Here is an 18,362-nt window from a genome sequence, read left to right as displayed (position 1 = left end):
GGCTTGGTCACGCCGGCGTTGAGGGGTAGTGCCGGTGAGCAAAATTTCGTTCGGAGATTGGCGTTGCGCTATCGTGGCCGGCTTACGTTCGTTGCACTGATCCTGCCCGTCGCCGCCGGGTGCAGCGGAACGCAGGATGTTTCCGCCCCCGTACCGAGGAGCCGGCCTATGGCCACCCCGACCCCCACCCCCAAACCGGAGCCCAAGCCGCGCGACGTGCGGCCTGCGCCGGTCAATCCTCCCGCAGAGGTCGACCCCGTCCACCGCTATCCCGGTGACGCGATACCGAAGTGAGGTTCGCCGCGCAGGCGCCAGAGGGATGCGCGGCGAAGACCGACACGTACCGGCTGCGGGACCCCCGCCCCCCGCTCTCCGACGGCCTTCCTGATGCAATCATGACGATGCCGACCGGGACAACTCGTCCCGGTCCGATCGTTCACGACGAGAGCGCTTTCTAAAGACTGTCACACAAGGCACATAAAGCGCCGAATCTGAGTAGCTTCGGCTCGGCTGTTGATTCGAAGCATTTGTGACGGCGAGGAGATTGCATGACGGGGATTGCGGGCAGCGGTTCGATCGAACTGACGAACGGCGGAACGGCGAACGAGACGTTCGACACGCTGGTGGCCAGCGGCGGTTCGGGAACGTTGCCCGCGGGGTGGTATGTCGTCGAGACGGGAACTGCCGCCGCGGCGAATGGCCAATATACGGCCGGCACCGGTTCGTCGAACACGGGGGACGTCTACAGCTTCGGCTCGAGCGGCAGCTCCGATCGTGCGCTCGGCGCGGTTCTCAGCAGTACCAACGTCTCGATGTTCGGCGCGCAGTTCACCAACGCGACCGGCGCTGCTGTCGCAGCCCTCGACATCGCTTACACGGGTGAACAGTGGCGATTGGGCACTGCAGGGCGTGCGGACCGGCTGGACTTCCAGATCAGTTTCGACGCGAGCAGCCTGACGACAGGCACCTGGATCGACGTCGATGCGCTCGATTTTTCATCGCCTGTCACAGCGGGAACCGTCGGCGCGCTCGATGGGAATGCAGCAGCCAACCGTACCGCCATCAGTGCGACAGTCCAGCTGTCGAGCCTTATCCAGAACGGGCAGACCTTCTGGATTCGCTGGAAGGACGCTGATGCATCAGGCGCGGACGACGGGCTGGCGATCGACAATTTCTCGATCAAGGCCGCAGCGGGTACGGTAACGCCGCCGACGCCGAAGCCGGGCGTCCTCGACATCGCCGACGCCTCGCTGGCCGAAGGCCAGACGGGCGTGCGGGACATGGTCTTCACCGTCAGCCGAAGCGGCGGCAGCGACGGTGCGATCTCCGCCTCTTACGCGATCATACTCGGCAGTGGCGCGGGCGCGGCTGACGCGACTGACCTTGGCGCGGGCTATGCTGCGACCGGAACGGTCTCCTTTGCAGATGGTCAGACCACCGCGCAGATCAAGGTGCCGATTCGCGGTGACCAGACGTTCGAAGCGAACGAGACCTTTACCGTCCGCCTGAGCGATCCGGTGGGTGGGGCGACGCTGGGTGATGCGACCGCAACGGGCACGATCACCAATGACGATGCGCCGCCGCCGGCCCCACCCGCGAACGTCTTCATCAACGAGATCCATTACGACAATGCGGGCGCCGACAGTGGCGAGGCAATCGAGATCGCCGGTGTCGCAGGAACCAACCTGACCGGTTACCAGCTGGTCCTCTATAACGGCAGCAACACGCCCGGTGCCGCACCAACCTATGGTACGGCGGTCGCGCTTTCGGGCGTGATCGACGACGAGGGCCAGGGTTATGGCGCGCTGGCGTTCGCGTTCCCGGCGAACGGCCTGCAGAACGGCGACATGGACGGCGTGGCGCTGATCGCGCCCGACGGCACCGTCTTGCAGCTGCTCAGCTACGAGGGGACGTTCGTCGCCGCTCCGGGGACGCCGGCTGCGGGGATGACCAGCGTCGACATCGGCGTGTCCGAAGGTGGCAGCGACCCGGTCGGTCAGTCGCTCCAAGTTTCGGGATCAGGTGCCAGTGCCGCCGACTTCGTGTGGCAGGCAAGCGCACCGAGCAGCTTCGGCTCGCTCAACCCGGGCCAAACGATCATCCCCGACACCGGTACCGGCCTGATCAGCGTCGGCAACGCCAGCGTGAAGGAGGGCGACGACGGCATCACCAACCTGACGTTCGTCGTCCGCCGCGCGGGCGGGCTGGGATCGAGCGCCAGTGTTGACTATGCGGTGACGTTGAACGGAACCGCGACGGCCGACGATCTCGGCGCCAATGCCCTGCTGCGCGGCACATTGACCTTCGCCGTCGGCGCGTCCAGCGCGACCGTCACGATCCCGGTTCGCGGCGACCTGATCGGCGAAAGCAACGAGACGCTGTCGCTGGATTTGTCAAACCCCGTCGGCAAGATCAGCATCGTCGATGGATCTGCGGTCGGAACGATCGTCAACGACGATCCGATCGCGCTGTCGATCGGCGCGATCCAGGGCGAGGGCCATCGATCGGCCTATGAAGGCCAGTCGGTTATCACCACCGGCATCGTCACCGCGGTCGACACAAACGGCTTCTATCTCCAGTCGGCGGTCGGGGACGGCAATGCCGCGACCTCGGACGGCATCTTCGTGTTCACCGGCGCGACGCCCGCCGTCGCTGTCGGCGACGCAGCGTCAGTGCGCGGTATCGTGAGCGAATTCCTGGGCGGCGCGGGCAGCCTGACCCTGACCCAGATCACCACGCCACAGGTAACCGTCCTCAGTCAGGGCAACGCGTTGCCGGCCGCCATCCTGATCGGCGTCAACGGCGTGCTGCCGCCGAGCCAGGTGATAGATGATGACGGACTGAAGACCTTTGATCCGACCCACGACGGCATCGACTTCTGGGAATCGCTCGAAGGGATGCGTGTTACGCTCGATACGCCGCAGGCCGTGTCGAACACCACCGCATTCGGCGAAACCGACGTCGTCGTGTCGCACGGCGTCGGCGCGACCGGGATCAACGATCGCGGCGGGATCACCATTTCGCCCAATCCGGATGGCACGGTCGACTACAACCCCGAGAAGATCCAGATCGACGATGACAGCGGCATCTTCGCCGGGTTCGCACCAAACTACACGATCGGGGACCGGCTTTCGAACGTCACCGGCATCGTCAATTACGCGTTCGGCGCGTATGAGGTGATTGTCACGGAAGCGGTGTCCATTACCCGCGACGTCACGCTCGCCAAGGAAGTCACGACCCTCCGCGGCGACGCGAACTACCTTAGCCTTGCGACCTACAATGTCGAAAATCTCGACCCCGGCGACGGCAAGTTCGATATCCTCGCCTCGGACATCGTCTACAACCTGCGCGCGCCCGATATCGTGGCGCTGCAGGAAATCCAGGACGCCGACGGGGCCGGCAACGGCGCCAACCTGAGCGGCACCGTGACCGCACAGGGGCTGATCGACGCGATTTACGCGCAATCCGGCGTTCGTTACGCCTATATCGAGATCGCGCCGACGGTGGCGGGATCGACCGGCGGCGAACCGGGCGGCAACATCCGTAACGGATACCTCTACAATCTCGACCGGGTGAGCTATGTCGCGGGCAGCGCCGAACTGATCACGGCCGATGCGTTTGCGAACAGCCGCAAGCCGCTGGTCGCGCAATTCCAGTTCGCCGGCCAGACGATCACCACGATCGACATCCACTTCACCTCGCGCGGCGGCAGCGATCCGCTCTGGGGCAGCACCCAGCCGCCTGCCGCGGCAGGCGATGGGCAACGCACGGCGCAGGCGGCGGCGGTGCAGGCCTATGTCAACGCGCACCTCGCGACCGATCCGAAGCTGAATATCGCCGTCCTGGGCGATTTTAACGGCTTCTATTTCGAGGAGGCGCAGCGGCTGCTGACCGACCCGACGAAGGGCGGCGTATTCACCAACCTGAACACGCTGCTGCCGGCCGAGGAACGGTACAGCTACATGTTCGAAGGTAACGCGCAGCAGATCGACAACATCCTGGTGACCGGCGGGCTGCTGCTCAACGCCCGCTACGATTCCGTCCATCTCAATTCGCAGTTCGGCGGCAACCGGCCGACCGATCACGATCCGCAGGTCTCGCTGCTGTTCCTTGGCGCGGCGCCGTCCGCACTTGCGCTCAGCAATGCGGCAGTGGCGGAAAATCTGCCGGCGGGAACGATCGTCGGCACGCTGTCGGCGAAGGATACTGCGAACGACACGTTGACGTATGCGCTGACCGACGATGCGGGCGGGCGCTTCGTGGTGGATGCGAAAACCGGGGTGGTCACGACGACCGTCGTACTGGATCACGAGGCGGCGGCCAGCTTCGCCATCACCGGCAAGGCAACAGACAGCGGCGGTCTCTCCACCACCGCAAACTTCACGGTGGCGGTCCGCAACGTTAACGAGGCGCCGATCGCGGTCGCGGACAAGATCGCGGTCGTCGAGGATGCGACATCCGCCAATCTTTGGGCAGTCCTGCTCGGGAACGATGGTGATCCCGACGCGGGACCGGCGCCGATCATCCAGTCGGTCGGCACGACCGGAACGCTGGGTACCGTTGTCTTCGACGCGGCGACGCGGTCGCTGCGCTACGTTGCCGACAACGACGCTTTCGACGCGCTTGCGCCTGGCGCAACGGCGACCGATCGCTTCACCTACACGATCGTCGATGCCGGCGGTCTAACCAGCACCGCCGTGGTCGACGTGACCGTGACCGGCGTCGCCGATGGCGTGAAAATCGCGGGCGGCAATGGCGCGGGGACGCTGACCGGCACGGGCGGCGAGGATTTCCTGATCGGCGGAAACGGTGCAGACACGCTGTATGGCTTGGCTGGCCATGATCTGCTGGTCGGCGGCAACGGCGATGATCGTCTGTTCGGCGCTGACGGGCGCGATGTGCTCTACGGTGACAGCGGCAACGACATTCTGGATGGCGGCGCTGGCGACGACGTGCTGTTCGGCGGCAAAGACAGTGATACGCTGACCGGCGGCGCGGGCGCCGACCGCTTCCACTTCGCCAAGGCGGATGGAGCGGACATCATCACCGACTTCAACGTGGCGGAGGATCGGATCGTACTCGACGGCGTCCAGCTGTCCAAGGTGACCTACGGCGATCTGAACAAGGACGGTGCGGTGGACGTCACGCTGCAGTTCACACAGGGCAGTTCGGTCACGTTGCTCGGTGTATCGGATGTGAAGACAGTCGTCTTCGCCGTGTCCGACGCATATTCCGATTTCGATCCGACGACGCTCTACGGGCTAGGAGATGGGTATCGTACCAGCTTGCCACAGCTGCACGATCTTACCTACGCAGTCTGAGGCCCGGGAACGACGGCGTGACCTTGATGGTCGGTGGTAGGGCGCGACAAGCGATAGGTCGCGCCCAAAAACTGGTTATTCGAATGCGGATGCACGCTCCCGAGAGTCGGACATGTGTTCGCCGGGGATAACGACCCGCCAGGAGCCCGGGGCCCGTGGCCGAGAAAGGCGATTGCGTCTGATAAGCGAGTCGAATGCGCCGGTCAGGGCGGATCGAACATAGTCACCGCGTTGTTCGGCGGCATGGGTGGCTGCGCGATGATCGGCCAGTCGGTCATCAACGTCACGTCCGGTGGTCGTGGCCGCCTCTCGACCTTCGTCGCCGGCGGGTTCCTGTTGTTCCTGCTGACGGTGCTGGGCCCCTATGTCGGGCGTGTGCCGATGCCGGCGCTCGTCGCCGTCATGATTATGGTTCCGATCGGCACCTTCAGCTGGAATTCGATCGCCAATCTGCGACGTCATCCGCCGACCTCGTCGGTCGTCATGCTGACGACGGTCGTGGTGGTCGTGGCGACACGCGATCTGTCGCTCGGCGTACTCGCCGGCGTCCTGCTGTCCGGCATCTTCTTCTCCGGCAAGGTGCAGCGGATGTTCTCGGTCGAGCGCGAGGAAACCGCCGACGGCGCCCAGGCGACCTACCGCATCACCGGTGAGATCTTCTTCGCTTCGGTCGACCGTTTCACCCGCGCGTTCCAGGGGGAGGGGGCGGCCAGGCGTGTCGTGATCGACGTAACCCACGCGCACTTCTGGGACATCTCGGGCGTAGGCGCGCTGGACAAGATCGTCGCTCGCCTGCGCCGCGACGGACATGACGTCGAGGTGATGGGGTTTAACCAGGCCAGCGCCGATCTCGTCGACCTATTCGCGATGTACGACAAGACCGGCGTCCAGTTGGGGTCGTCGCCGCCGCATTAACGTGGCGAACTCGTCTGAGAACATCTCGCCAGAGACTTGTGCGATCTTGCCGTGCTTGACCTCGGCAAGACCGTTTACCTTGCCCGCGATCTTCAGCGGCTGAGCCGCAGAGCAATTTATGCTCACCCAGCAGCTAAAGATCGCTCAGACGGCTGACCACTATCGCTGCAACTTCAGGAACATCATCGAGCGGCTTGGTAGCTACCTCCTCGTCACCGGGATCGGGGAGAATCGTGTCGATCTCGATGCTGCTGAAACCGGTCGCATCGAGATCGATGACGACATTCTGATGCTCTATCATTCAGCCGCAGGCTATCAAGGGTACACTCCCGAGCACCGGTGATGCGGTTCATGCTGACCGAAAGCAGCTTGCGATCCGACATGGACAAATGTGCGACTGGACCGCAAAATTGCGCAGGTTTCGGCCGTCTCTCCCATTCCTGCGAAATCGAAGACGGCCGGTGGCGGAGACGGAGGCCGCTTACGCTTGTTCCAGCGCGGTCCTAGGGTCAGGACCCATTGATGTGGGAGGCGCGATCTGATTCAGGCTCCGTGAGGAGAGAGTGGATGAGCGACCTGTACTGGCTGACGGATGAGCAGATGGCGCGTCTGCAACCGTTCTTTCCCAAGAGCCATGGCAAGCCTCGGGTCGATGATCGGCGGGTGCTCAGCGGCATCATTTTCGTCAATCGCAACGGGCTACGCTGGTGTGATGCACCGAAGGACTATGGGCCGCACAAGACGCTCTACAATCGCTGGAAGCGGTGGAGCGAGAGGGGTATTTTCCTGCGAATGATGGAAGGTCTCGCGGCAGCGGAGGCCGTGCCGAAGACCGTCATGATCGACGCGACCTACCTGAAGGCACACCGCACGGCATCGAGTCTGCGGGTAAAAAAGGGGATCTCGGCCGTCTGATCGGCCGCACGAAAGGCGGCATGAACACCAAACTGCACGCCGTCAGCGATGCGGACGGGCGGCCCTTGAGCTTCTTCATGACCGCCGGGCAGGTCAGCGACTACACCGGCGCGGCAGCCTTGCTCGACGATCTGCCGAAAGCACAGTGGCTGCTTGGCGACCGTGGTTATGATGCCGATTGGTTCAGAGACGCCCTGGAAGCCAAAGGCATCCAGCCCTGCATCCCGGGCCGCAGATCGCGCAACGAGCCGGTCAGATACGACAAGCGCCGCTACCGGCGCCGCAGCCGCATCGAGATCATGTTCGGCCGTCTGAAGGATTGGCGCCGCGTCGCAACTCGCTACGACCGCTGCCCAACCGTCTTCTTCTCTGCCGTCGCCCTCGCGGCCACCGTCATCTTCTGGCTATGACCAATGAGTCCTGACCCTAGGGGAATAGTGTGGTCTTTCTTACCTTTCATCCGAATTCCTGGAATCTCCCACAGCCGATTTCTTAGGTCGAACTCTTTCCATTCGGCTTTGCGGACCTCATTCGAACGACATGCGGTATGAATTAGCAATTCAAATGCGAGTTTTGTAGCGTCAGAAGCACTGCTTTCCTTCACTTTGTCGACCGCATTCTTAACCTCACGGAATGGCAGGGATTTCATTCGTTTGACGTTTGAACGGTCGTGCCTTGCCATACCTTGTTGGACCGCATCAGCTGGATTGTCCGTTCGGTATCCGCGGGCAATTGCCCATTTCAGCACGATACCAATGCGCTGCTTGATGCGGCGGGCAGTTTCGGGTTTTGAACCCCAGATTGGATCGAGCGCAGCGATGATATCCGCGCTTTCAATCTTGCCGACCGATTTCGAACCCATCGCCGGAAACACGTAGGCCTCCATCGTGGACAGCCACTGTTTCCGATGCTTGTCGTTTCGCCAATTGGATTCATTCTGTTCGTGGAACAGCAACGCCGCTTTTTTGAACGTAGGAACACCCTGGGAGCGACGCTTCTCCGCTAGGGGGTTATCACCTGCCCGCGCGATCTTTCGATGCTGTAGGGCGGCTTCACGGGCTTCTGCGAGGCTGACAAGGCTTGCCGAACCTAGTCCATGGTCGCACCGTTTGCCTTGTACCATTAGCCGAACGATCCAACGCCTAGCGCCGGATGGATCGACACGAAGATAGAGATTTCCGCCGTCGCCATGAAGGCCAGGGCCAAGGTTACGAACTGCTGCTGCCGTCAACTTTCGTTCCTGATGCCTTCCGGCTGGTTTGTAACCGCTCATCGAACCTTCCGCCCAACATCCTGATATCGAATCCCACCCAACATATCAGCACACAAAAGTTTTCAGAATAGGCTTGAACGCATTGGAACATGCAGGAACCTATTGTTTAAATAGTCAAAAGAAACAGTCACTTACGGCATTCCTAGGGTCAGGACTCATTGGTCATAGCCAGAAGATGACGGTGGCCGCGAGGGCGACGGCAGAGAAGAAGACGGTTGGGCAGCGGTCGTAGCGAGTTGCGACGCGGCGCCAATCCTTCAGACGGCCGAACATGATCTCGATGCGGCTGCGGCGCCGGTAGCGGCGCTTGTCGTATCTGACCGGCTCGTTGCGCGATCTGCGGCCCGGGATGCAGGGCTGGATGCCTTTGGCTTCCAGGGCGTCTCTGAACCAATCGGCATCATAACCACGGTCGCCAAGCAGCCACTGTGCTTTCGGCAGATCGTCGAGCAAGGCTGCCGCGCCGGTGTAGTCGCTGACCTGCCCGGCGGTCATGAAGAAGCTCAAGGGCCGCCCGTCCGCATCGCTGACGGCGTGCAGTTTGGTGTTCATGCCGCCTTTCGTGCGGCCGATCAGACGGCCGAGATCCCCTTTTTTACCCGCAGACTCGATGCCGTGCGGTGTGCCTTCAGGTAGGTCGCGTCGATCATGACGGTCTTCGGCACGGCCTCCGCTGCCGCGAGACCTTCCATCATTCGCAGGAAAATACCCCTCTCGCTCCACCGCTTCCAGCGATTGTAGAGCGTCTTGTGCGGCCCATAGTCCTTCGGTGCATCACACCAGCGTAGCCCGTTGCGATTGACGAAAATGATGCCGCTGAGCACCCGCCGATCATCGACCCGAGGCTTGCCATGGCTCTTGGGAAAGAACGGTTGCAGACGCGCCATCTGCTCATCCGTCAGCCAGTACAGGTCGCTCATCCACTCTCTCCTCACGGAGCCTGAATCAGATCGCGCCTCCCACATCAATGGGTCCTGACCCTAAGTAAGGGGGTGCTGGCCCTTCTTGAACAGGCAAAGGCGCTGCGCCGGGACGATACCGATCTGGTTTTTCCATCGCTGACCGGAAAAGCCTTATCTGATTCCACGCTGTCAAAGCTAATGAGGGAATTGGATATCCCAGCCGTCCCGCACGGGTTCCGAGCATCATTTAGGGAATGGGCTGGTGAGACGACGAACCATACCAGGGAAGTCATCGAACACGCCCTTGCCCATCAATTACCCGACAAGACCGAAGCTGCGTATGCCCGAACGACGCTAATCGCTAAGCGCCGGGTGCTGATGGAGGATTGGTCGAAATTTCTGACCCAAAGGGGTGGCAGCGATGGCAAGGATGTGGCCGTTGAAAAATAAAGTTTGAGTCGTTCCTGCGTGCTTTCTTTTTGAAAAAACTCAGGAAATCTTTTTAAAGCAGATGAAGAAACTTTTCTCGTATTCATAAGAAATCTTGCCGATTGACGGATATTTTTCCGCTTCCTAACTGCTGTTCAGACAGTGGAGGAACGCATGAGTATCGATCGCATCCTACGCCGAAAGGAAGTTGAAAAGGTTGTTGGCCTTAGCCGCAGTGCTATCTATGCTGCGATGGATAAAGGCCGCTTTCCTCGGCCTATCCAGCTTGGGCCTAGGGCTGTAGGTTGGAGAGAAAGCGCAATTAATGATTGGATGGATAATCAACCTCTTTCTAATGGTTGGTGAAAATAAGTTGAATTCATCACTTTTCATTAAGTTATTTTAATTTAAATAAACTTTTCTATTACTTGTGACGTAGCACTTGGTCGTAGAAATATAACGCTTCATCGCCTTTCGGGTGATTTGGCAATTGACCCGATCGATTGTTCGTAGTTGTTAAACCCTTCCAGCGAAGGGATGATATGAAAAATAACTTAGCAAGAATAACTACCGCCTTATTTTCGCATGAAAATGACAACTCTATTGGGCTAATTGATCGAATCCAGGAAAAGAAACTCCGAAAAATACCTTCTTTTGCAATGATGTTCGAAGGAGAGGCTGTTTCAGCTGAAGCTACCCAGCTGGCTGATTTAATCAGTAAAAATCTTTTCAGCGCAGCCTCGGAGAGGCAAAGGCCTGGATTGCGGTTAGCGATCGGGGCAATTCTGTACGATTGCCTCCGGGCGTCGGGGACCGTCCCTGTCACCCCGCTCTTTCGTCCGATGAATACAAAAAGCTTCAACGGCTACAGGGTTGGATATCGCGCGGCACAGAATGCCCTTCACGGCATGGTCGACGCCGGCCTGCTAGCGAAGGCCGGAGGGAATTACGACCGCGAGGAAGGTGTTGGGCAGGGCACAGTTACTCGGTTTTGGCCCACCGTCGAGCTGATTGAAGAAATGACGCGGTATGGACTGCGCGCCGGGGAGATCGACAAGCATTTTGTTCGCGTGCCAAATCGGCTTCCTTCGCTGTCGCCAGTCTTATTAAATACCGCGAAAAAGAGACGTGGGAATCGAATGCCGAAGGGCGATCCGATGACCGTCAACTTCCTTCACCCGAAGGTTGCGCGATATGCTGCACAGGTTGAGCGGATAACCGCTTACACGGCTCGCGCCACATTCACTGGAATGACGTTCGTGGGGTTTCAGCGCCTTTTTAATTTGGGCGATGATCCTGAGTTTGATTGGAATAAGGGTGCACGGCTTTGGGAGCGGGGTGGTTATCAGCAGTTGCCTCGCAAGCGCGACGAAGGGTATACTGGCATCATTCGGCCCGAGATTAAAATTAACGGCTCGAAGACGGTGGAAGTAGATATTGCATCAAGTCACCTAACCATATTTCTGCATACCCATGGCATTGCATTTGATCCAAATACTGACCTTTATCACATTCCTGGATTTGAGCGAGATATAATTAAAAAATGTGTTAATCTCTGCTTATCCGAATCGCGCGTTCCAACCCGATGGCCATCAGATATGAAAGAGAAATATTTTAAGAAAAATGGCTGTCATATCGATCGTGACCATTCTTTCAAAACCATCCGAGATGCTTGTTTTGATCTATATCCGATCTTACGCGATCGTAAGAAATATAAAATAACATGGGCCGATCTGCAATTTATTGAATCAGAAGCCGTAATCAATGCTGTCGAGCGGTTGAACGTTGAATTTGACGTTGTTGCCCTGCCGGTTCACGATTCACTGATCGTAACTGAAAATAATAGAGATGTGGCAATATCTGTTTTTAAAGACGAATTTCGAAAGGTCGTTGGTATCATTCCTAGAATAGATTGATAAATTGTTTTAAGTGACATATTTTAAGACAAATTCGATTTTCTCTAAAAGAGATATTTTCTCCCTTTTTTCATGTTTTTCCTTGCTCCTCCCCCCCCCCTTTTTTTCTCTCCCTACTAGTAACACTTGTCTAGTACGAAGGGGATTGGGGGGGGGAGACGGAAAACGGTAAAGGCGCTACGTATGACAAAGGCAGTCGATACATATCTGGCAACCGAACTAACCATCGCTTGGCTGTCCAACCCTTCGACACGGGCTGGGGTGGAAGACGTGAAGGCGTTCCTTTCGTCGATGAACAAGGCGGTTGCGAACTTATCCGCACCGTCGGCACCAGCCGTTGAGGAAACCGAAAAGGCCTATGAACCGGCAGTGTCGGTGCGCAAGTCGCTAGCCAACCCGGATTTCATCGTCAGCATGATCAATGGGAAAAAGTACAGGACACTGAAGCGGCATCTGACGGCAAATGGCCTAACCCCTGCCGAGTATCGTCAACGGTACGGACTAAAGGCCAGTTATCCGATGGCGGCACCGTCATACTTGGAAGCTCGCAGGGCTATGGCGAAAAAGATCGGCTTAGGGCGTAAGCCGGGTCAGTCGCCAAAAAAGGCTGATGCCGGCGATTATGGTGCGGTCGGCAAAGCTGGCGGAAAGTCCGGTTCGACTAAGTCGGTCGCGGCGGCAAGGGCGGCAGCGAAGGCCCATTTGGGTGGTGCTAGTGACTAGGTCGTATTAAAGCCCGTACGGCGCGTTTGAGTGAAAGTTGCGTTACACCTACCAGAGCTTCCAAATCGCGCTGTACGAGGCTGTGGTGGGTTAGGATCGCCATGTCAGGCGACAGTGGGTCGTTTTGGAAATCTGACTGGCAGACAGCGCCCCAAAAGCGGACGTTGGGCTGCCGGGCAATAGTCTGCCGCGCCGACCGAGGCCTCGGACAGACTCTCCTCGGCTTTGGCACGTTGATCGACTTTAGTGCCGGCCCTCGCTGGCCAGCATATTTCCTGCGACGGGGGACGTATGCATTCAATCGCATTTGAAATCGGAAAAAAGGCTGGCCGTATAACGCGCTGTGCCGGGCACGCCTGTCCGTTCAGTCATGAAAATCTGGAAGACAGAATGGCCTGGTTTGACGGATTTGCCGCGGGCCGCGCCGACTACGGCTGCCCTTCGCCACAATCGCCGATTAAGAAGGTGCGACACGAAGGAGCAACTTTCTTAGGGCCGGCGACCCCATCCATCCTACGAAGCTTTCTCGTCAAATGAGCGACGGTGACGATACGACACCCGGCGTCCTGGACGTAAAGCGCTTACTTGCTGAGGCGGGCCTCGGCGACGCTTTCGAGGCGGCGATGGACTTGCGTTTTGAGCAAGCCATGCGAGGCCTGTTGATCGACGCGGGCGTCTCGCCCGACGCTGCCACCAAGTTTGTCTCTCAAATCGCATCGCAGTGGCATGACCCTGCTGACGGGTTTGAGCCGTGATCCGAGCAGAGCTGTGGAGACATGACGCGGCGGGTCGCATCGTCTTCAGGGGCCGGAGAGCCGCGCGCCTTCGCTGGACAGACCTCGGGAGCGGCTGCTCCTTCCCGTCGCAGGAACTGCAACTGTCGTAATTGATTTAGGTCACTGGAAGGATCGAGGATGGCAGACCGTGTTATCTTATCTTTCGATGTGACACTCGAAGAAGCGTGGGATATCGCTGACATGGTCGCCGGGATTGGTCCCGTTTACGACGCTTACAACCTGCTCACCGCCCTCGAAGAGGTCGAGGGGCTGGCTCCGCGCGAAGGGCAAGTGAAGCGCATCTATATCAGGTCAGCTGAAAGTGCCGAACTAGGGGTGTCGAGGTCGACAGATAGCCGGGCTTCGGGAACGCTCGGGCAAGATGTCGGCAGCGCCGACACGCGACGCCTCACATCCCTCAGCTGCGCTTTTATGCACATCTTGTTCAAGCCTAACCTCGCTATCCACGTTTGGCCCCTAACAGGGCACGCTTAAAGGCGATGGACAAAAGAAAAACAACGCCGCTCCAAAAAGCGACGTTTGCCACGAACGGGGCCCAATCGAACCGGTCTGCGGCGAACCACATTTCCGAGATGTCAGCTCGATTGCCGACTGACATATCTGGGTAGTCAAAGACAAATTTCAGCGGCCAGCCCGTCGCGACGACCACGCACCCAGCCCTACACCCCATAATGTCGGAGTATGCCGCCGTTGCCGACCGCTCGCCGATGAATGTCGAGATAAGCGCACAGGCAGCGCCTGCGCTTACGATAGTTAGCGCGCTAACGATGTGTGCCCGCTTCACCATCCGAAACCCAACCCGATCTTGAGTCGCGACACACCCAGCACGGATACGATTGAGCGACATCAATGTCGATTGTTACGGCCCCGTATATGTTCGTTTTATGCCGCACACTTCCTTAATCACGAAACTTTACAATCTGGTCGATCTCACCGTCAAGGGAGAGCGCGCTGTGCGTGCGCTGAATAGCAGCGTGTCGAGCATTACTCGGCACCGCGATTTTATCTCGCAACTGAAAGCGCCTGATTATTTCTATGTGATCGTGTCGGGCTGGGCGGCGAGGTACGGCATTCGATCGGACGGGTCGCGGCGGATCACTGGTTTTATGTTGCCCGGCGACTTCTGTGGAATCCACGCTGTTACCCATAGCGCGATGGACCACGCGATTGTCGCGCTCACCAACTGCGAGGTCGCGGCTATTCCGATCGCCGAAATCGAAGCGCTCTGCTCCAACGTCCCCGAGTTCGCTTTGGCTCTTTGGCGCGCGAAGCTCGTAGACGAGGCAATGTTGCGGCAATGGCTGCTTTCATCGAGCGACGCGTTGCAGGCGACCGCACGCATGCTCTGTGAGCTAAGCGCGCGGGCAAAAGCGGCACGGCTTGACGTCGACGGCGTCTGCGCTCTTCCAATCACTCAGGAGCAATTAGGCGATGCGGTTGGCATAACTGGCGTACATACAAACAGGATGCTAAAAATTTTACGAACGGAAGAGTTGGTCGACTATGCCTTCGGGCATCTACGAGTGCTGCGAGCCGACAAACTTTCCAAGATCGGGCAGTGGAACGACCGCTATCTCACTCCTTGGTCCGCAAGAACGAAAATCTATTGAAGGTGCGCACCTATGCCGTCGCGCTGATACCTAAAAGGCTAATTTTCGCCCGAACTGCTCGCTCGATGCGAAAACGAGGTAGCCTGCAATAACGTTCAAATTTCGCTATACTACTCTCTGTGCCACTTAAAAATAGCATGCCGGGGAGGCGACGGGTTGCCTTTAGCAACTGGACCGGCAGCCAATGACGCAATCGCGACCTGGCGACCAGCGATGGAAGGGCAGTGACCTCGTCCGACGCTGACTGCCTGAGTGTCTTGCAGATTGCAGAACCATCTTGGCCGCGCGTCCGATGGAAGCGACGCGCGTTAATCTAGGTAAGCTATTGTTTTATCGCATTATTGCGACCGAAGACAAGTCCATGCGTTGATCCGACCCCATGTAGGGATGACGGTGATGGCACGTTTTCTGTTTCACCTGCACGAATGCGACATGGTCACACTCGATGAGGAAGGGAGGGAATTTCCCGACCTATGCGCGGCACTGAACGCAGCGCGGGAAGAGGCGCGCGGGTTGCTCGCTGCCGAGGCAGCGGCGGGTTTCCTATGTCTTGGCTGTCGGATCGAGATAGTTGAACAGTCGACGGGACATTCCGTGAACTTACCTTTCACCGCAGCGATCGAACTGACTCAGGGTGTCTCAGATAAAAGCTAGCGAGGATCGCCTGAATCGTCCGGCATTCCTCTCACCGTTGCGGACGTGTTCGAGTTATCCATCACTCGATTAATCAGTGACTCTGAGCCTGCCTCGCTCAGTCGACGACCCAATAGAATCGCCACTTCCGGCGTCATTCGAAGCACTACCCCATCATATCCCTCGATGCATACATGCCCGTCATCGACCCAGATGCGACGCGGTTCGTGATAGTCGATTGGTTCTGGCACTATCCTGTCCCCTCAATGAGCGTGACACGGCAGATATGGCCATTCTAGCCTTCTGGCTAGCGCGGCGGGGCAATGTTAATCGACGTGGTACTTCCGCGCTTGCCCGCAAATGAATATACTTTTGGGGTCTGGTAGGGCAACGCACGCATGGTGTCGCCGAATGGTGTTTCAAATGATTGAGACAGCTTTTCAGGGGGGGGGGCTTTAGCAAGGGAACCGATCCGTCAGGTCGCGCGGCGCAGTGTCCATTTCCACATAATCAAGCTGCGCTTTGGATGGCTTGGATTTACGGGTTCAGCGCAGGCCGAACCTTCAATAGCGAGAATCACGCGAACATCGGGTCCCAGACCGATCATCCCCGTCGTGTGGCGGTTCAGACGAAGGACGGTCCCGTTTCGCTCAATATCTGGCAGTGCTTCGAGTGATGAGAACGCTTGGCTGTCTCTTTACGAAGGTTGGGTTCCAGTTGACCAACGGTTGCGAAAGAGCGAGGTACCGGCGATGAACGATACCCGAAGCTGGCTAAAGCAACTTCGCACAATGGTTGAGCGGCAGGCATCAGACGAGGACCCGACCGAACAGATATCACTGGCCGTGTCCGACCTGTTCGCGACCGTGCCTGACGCAGAGATATGCGAAGCATATTTAGACACTGACGGTGAGCCAGGCGACCCGGTCGCGGATGCGCTTGCGGCGGAATGCGAACGTCGCAACCTCGACTTCTGAGGTTGGTTGCCTAGGAAAATTAATCACCTGTAGCGGGGTGGTAACAGGGCAAAACAAAATCGCGCCATCAGTGCGTCCGGCATTAGGGATTTCGTTTGACGATTTCGCAGCAATGCAAGCTGTACGTTGCTGCCATGCGGTACCCGAACAATCGTCATGCGAGTGCTGCCAACAGACGGGGCGGATATCGAACCGGCGATTATGCGCAACGCGCATCGGACTCCCCGCCACACGTAGGTTTACAAATTGTCGTCGGCATCGTCATTCTGACAGGCGTCACGATGTTCGCTACGCCGATGGGCCACAACGTTTGGCAAAGTGCTACTATGACCCCCGATCAGATTACCGCCCGCGAACGGAGTGTTTATTATGCTCGATGCGATGATGCACGGGCGGCGGGCGTTGCGCCGATCTATCGGGGTCAGCCAGGTTATCGCGAAGGTATGGACGGTGATAACGACGGCATAGCTTGCGAGCCCTACCGCTGAGCGACGGACGGTTCGCCGCAAGTGACTAGCGAATCATGTTCCGCATATGTTCTATAGCGGAAATGGAAACGCTAACCCCTGATCCGCTTGCCAACGCACTTCTTCACGCCCCCGCATGGCAAAGGCTGGGCATAGTCGTCGCTGATCCCCGATTAAGGGAGAAAGCGGCAAAGGCGCTGGCGGCATCCATCATCGACGAACTCAACCGCGACCAGCCCCACTATGATCCCCGGCAGCTAAGCCTTTCGCTTTGAAACAATGTCGGCGGCAAACACGCGGCTCGACACACTAGGCGACGTTAGCCGCCACGGCGGCAATCTTCGAGTGACGTGCCGATGCGGTCATCGTGGCGTGATCGATGCAAGCAAGGCGAACCGTTGGTATCTCTGCCACGGCTGGGGAACGCAGCTAAGCTGGCAGGTCGGCACTCACCTTCGCTGTAGCAAATGCAACGGTCGGCCCGTTGAACTTCGTCCGACGTTCGAACCGGTGAACGCCCCGAACCGTTTCCCCCGCGATGAAGCAGGTTGGAAACGGTTGGTAAGAAGGCTTAGAAATTAAAGCGTCATGACTTTCAACATGTGAGGCTTGTCAAAATTTCTCTTTCCAGAAAATTAGCTAGATTAATCTGCGACTATATTTCAGTTTAGACTTCGCCTTTAAACTACTTAACTACACTGTTCGTCAAGGCGCGAGGCGCCTTTTCGGCGCACATTTCAGATATCGACTGGCTTTCAGCGGAATTTGGGTCGATGTCTGCAATTCCAATCACATCACCGCGATACTGAACTGGTTTAATCGTTACCCTGGTAAATGCAGCCATGAATTGAACATCGCCGTTGTAACCGCCCGAACGGTTTTTCGAATTTACATAGCCACAATACAAGCCTGAAACCAATCCCGGGGCGAAGGGCACGTCGGGATGTTTGAATCGCGCAGAGTCGGGATCAATTAATTGATCTTTGATCGCTTTCTCGACTGCGGCTCGCTCCGCTGGGGTAAGCGCTCGCGCCTCGCATTGCATCGGATGTAGCGTCAATGCCGTCAGTACAATGGCTCCGAGGTAGGCCTTCATCACTCGTTCCCCTTTCTGCGAGTCTTACACGGTTTTTGTGTAGGACTGGAGGGCGGCGAAGTCCATCGGATGATGGCGGATGCAGCGCGCGGCAAAGGGTTTGGTGATGAACGCTATCGCGTACTTATTGCCTCTCTAATCAGAACACGGACGGAACGGGGGTTAAGCCAGCAAGCCGTCGCTGACCTCCTGGGCCGTCACCAGCAGTTCGTATCACGATATGAAACCGGTGAACGTCGTCTGGACGTTGTGGAGTTCGTGGATATCGTAAGAGCGTTGGGAGCTGAACCGGCGGAATTGATAAAGAGCGTTCCGCACGTTTAGGCGGAGGCCGTCGTTCCGCCCGCTGAATGGCGGGGCGCGATACCCCAAGCTGCTTTGCCAAAAA

General features: G+C 58.2%; 17 protein-coding genes and 1 pseudogene. 15 read left to right on the top strand and 3 right to left on the bottom strand.

What is annotated here, in order from left to right:
* Positions 1–548 precede the first annotated feature (548 nt).
* The 4 genes and pseudogenes from JW805_01465 to JW805_01450 all read left to right on the top strand — a co-directional run bounded on the left by JW805_01465 (position 549) and on the right by JW805_01450 (position 7,561).
* Positions 549–5,321, top strand: coding sequence for a cadherin domain-containing protein (locus JW805_01465; GenBank protein ID MBN2970683.1), 4,773 nt, complete (start codon positions 549–551; stop codon positions 5,319–5,321).
* A 192-nt stretch (positions 5,322–5,513) separates the two neighbouring features.
* Positions 5,514–6,236, top strand: a pseudogene (locus JW805_01460) (SulP family inorganic anion transporter).
* Positions 6,237–6,354: 118 nt separating this feature from the next.
* Positions 6,355–6,579, top strand: coding sequence for a hypothetical protein (locus tag JW805_01455; protein ID MBN2970682.1), 225 nt, complete (start codon positions 6,355–6,357; stop codon positions 6,577–6,579).
* Positions 6,580–6,803: 224 nt separating this feature from the next.
* Positions 6,804–7,561 (top strand): IS5 family transposase gene (locus JW805_01450; protein MBN2970681.1). Its coding sequence is split into 2 segments (ribosomal slippage): positions 6,804–7,125 and positions 7,125–7,561, totalling 759 coding nucleotides; the frame shifts between segments, so codons are not numbered across the junction.
* Here the strand turns inward: JW805_01450 and JW805_01445 are convergent.
* Together JW805_01445 and JW805_01440 are read right to left on the bottom strand one after the other, a co-directional pair.
* Complete coding sequence (locus JW805_01445) at positions 7,492–8,424, bottom strand: integrase arm-type DNA-binding domain-containing protein (protein MBN2970680.1); 933 nt, start codon at positions 8,422–8,424, stop codon at positions 7,492–7,494. The genes JW805_01450 and JW805_01445 overlap by 70 nt on opposite strands.
* Positions 8,425–8,586: 162 nt before the next feature.
* Positions 8,587–9,344 (bottom strand): IS5 family transposase gene (locus tag JW805_01440; GenBank protein MBN2970679.1). Its coding sequence is split into 2 segments (ribosomal slippage): positions 8,587–9,023 and positions 9,023–9,344, totalling 759 coding nucleotides; the frame shifts between segments, so codons are not numbered across the junction.
* Positions 9,345–9,416: 72 nt separating this feature from the next.
* On the opposite strand from JW805_01440, the gene JW805_01435 reads away from it, so the two are divergent.
* The 10 genes from JW805_01435 to JW805_01390 all read left to right on the top strand — a co-directional run bounded on the left by JW805_01435 (position 9,417) and on the right by JW805_01390 (position 16,899).
* The gene (locus JW805_01435) at positions 9,417–9,776 is read left to right on the top strand and encodes a hypothetical protein (GenBank protein MBN2970678.1); all 360 of its coding nucleotides are present in this window, start codon (positions 9,417–9,419) and stop codon (positions 9,774–9,776) included.
* A gap of 153 nt (positions 9,777–9,929) precedes the next feature.
* Entirely contained in the window at positions 9,930–10,121 is a 192-nt protein-coding gene (locus tag JW805_01430; protein ID MBN2970677.1) for an AlpA family transcriptional regulator, read from the top strand.
* Between the two features lie 176 nt (positions 10,122–10,297).
* Positions 10,298–11,671, top strand: a complete 1,374-nt coding sequence (locus JW805_01425; protein ID MBN2970676.1) for a hypothetical protein — start codon at positions 10,298–10,300, stop codon at positions 11,669–11,671.
* A gap of 183 nt (positions 11,672–11,854) precedes the next feature.
* Positions 11,855–12,394 (top strand): MucR family transcriptional regulator, encoded by a 540-nt coding sequence (locus JW805_01420; protein ID MBN2970675.1) that lies wholly within the window; start codon positions 11,855–11,857, stop codon positions 12,392–12,394.
* A gap of 533 nt (positions 12,395–12,927) precedes the next feature.
* On the top strand, positions 12,928–13,149 hold the full coding sequence (locus tag JW805_01415) for a hypothetical protein (protein ID MBN2970674.1): 222 nt from the start codon (positions 12,928–12,930) through the stop codon (positions 13,147–13,149).
* Positions 13,150–13,308: 159 nt separating this feature from the next.
* Complete coding sequence (locus JW805_01410) at positions 13,309–13,665, top strand: hypothetical protein (protein ID MBN2970673.1); 357 nt, start codon at positions 13,309–13,311, stop codon at positions 13,663–13,665.
* 362 nt (positions 13,666–14,027) lie between these two features.
* Positions 14,028–14,801, top strand: coding sequence for a Crp/Fnr family transcriptional regulator (locus JW805_01405; protein ID MBN2970672.1), 774 nt, complete (start codon positions 14,028–14,030; stop codon positions 14,799–14,801).
* 396 nt (positions 14,802–15,197) lie between these two features.
* Positions 15,198–15,455 carry a hypothetical protein gene (locus JW805_01400; GenBank protein ID MBN2970671.1) on the top strand — a complete coding sequence of 86 codons (258 nt, stop codon included), beginning with the start codon at positions 15,198–15,200 and terminating at the stop codon, positions 15,453–15,455.
* Positions 15,456–16,186: 731 nt separating this feature from the next.
* A complete protein-coding gene (locus tag JW805_01395; GenBank protein ID MBN2970670.1) occupies positions 16,187–16,411 on the top strand; it encodes a hypothetical protein in 225 nt (74 codons plus the stop codon).
* A 134-nt stretch (positions 16,412–16,545) separates the two neighbouring features.
* A complete protein-coding gene (locus JW805_01390) occupies positions 16,546–16,899 on the top strand; it encodes an excalibur calcium-binding domain-containing protein (GenBank protein ID MBN2970669.1) in 354 nt (117 codons plus the stop codon).
* Positions 16,900–17,563: 664 nt separating this feature from the next.
* Here the strand turns inward: JW805_01390 and JW805_01385 are convergent.
* Positions 17,564–17,974 carry a hypothetical protein gene (locus tag JW805_01385; GenBank protein MBN2970668.1) on the bottom strand — a complete coding sequence of 137 codons (411 nt, stop codon included), beginning with the start codon at positions 17,972–17,974 and terminating at the stop codon, positions 17,564–17,566.
* Positions 17,975–18,043: 69 nt separating this feature from the next.
* On the opposite strand from JW805_01385, the gene JW805_01380 reads away from it, so the two are divergent.
* Entirely contained in the window at positions 18,044–18,298 is a 255-nt protein-coding gene (locus JW805_01380) for a helix-turn-helix transcriptional regulator (GenBank protein ID MBN2970667.1), read from the top strand.
* Positions 18,299–18,362 lie beyond the last annotated feature (64 nt).

This window comes from Roseomonas aeriglobus, assembly GCA_016937575.1.
In the GTDB taxonomy this organism is placed as follows: Bacteria; Pseudomonadota; Alphaproteobacteria; order Sphingomonadales; family Sphingomonadaceae; genus Sphingomonas; species Sphingomonas aerigloba.
Note: the sequence above shows the minus strand (reverse complement) of the source record. Positions and strands in the feature narration are given on the sequence as shown.

Bases quoted from the DNA above. Each gene is read 5' to 3' on its own strand.
- JW805_01415 (MBN2970674.1), top strand. From the start codon at position 12,928: ATGAGCGACGGTGACGATACGACACCCGGCGTCCTGGACGTAAAGCGC.
- JW805_01430 (MBN2970677.1), top strand. From the start codon at position 9,930: ATGAGTATCGATCGCATCCTACGCCGAAAGGAAGTTGAAAAGGTTGTT.
- JW805_01445 (MBN2970680.1), bottom strand. From the start codon at position 8,424: ATGAGCGGTTACAAACCAGCCGGAAGGCATCAGGAACGAAAGTTGACG.
- JW805_01395 (MBN2970670.1), top strand. From the start codon at position 16,187: ATGAACGATACCCGAAGCTGGCTAAAGCAACTTCGCACAATGGTTGAG.
- JW805_01420 (MBN2970675.1), top strand. From the start codon at position 11,855: ATGACAAAGGCAGTCGATACATATCTGGCAACCGAACTAACCATCGCT.
- JW805_01400 (MBN2970671.1), top strand. From the start codon at position 15,198: ATGGCACGTTTTCTGTTTCACCTGCACGAATGCGACATGGTCACACTC.
- JW805_01455 (MBN2970682.1), top strand. From the start codon at position 6,355: ATGCTCACCCAGCAGCTAAAGATCGCTCAGACGGCTGACCACTATCGC.
- JW805_01425 (MBN2970676.1), top strand. From the start codon at position 10,298: ATGAAAAATAACTTAGCAAGAATAACTACCGCCTTATTTTCGCATGAA.
- JW805_01465 (MBN2970683.1), top strand. From the start codon at position 549: ATGACGGGGATTGCGGGCAGCGGTTCGATCGAACTGACGAACGGCGGA.
- JW805_01410 (MBN2970673.1), top strand. From the start codon at position 13,309: ATGGCAGACCGTGTTATCTTATCTTTCGATGTGACACTCGAAGAAGCG.
- JW805_01390 (MBN2970669.1), top strand. From the start codon at position 16,546: ATGCGGTACCCGAACAATCGTCATGCGAGTGCTGCCAACAGACGGGGC.
- JW805_01380 (MBN2970667.1), top strand. From the start codon at position 18,044: ATGATGGCGGATGCAGCGCGCGGCAAAGGGTTTGGTGATGAACGCTAT.
- JW805_01385 (MBN2970668.1), bottom strand. From the start codon at position 17,974: ATGAAGGCCTACCTCGGAGCCATTGTACTGACGGCATTGACGCTACAT.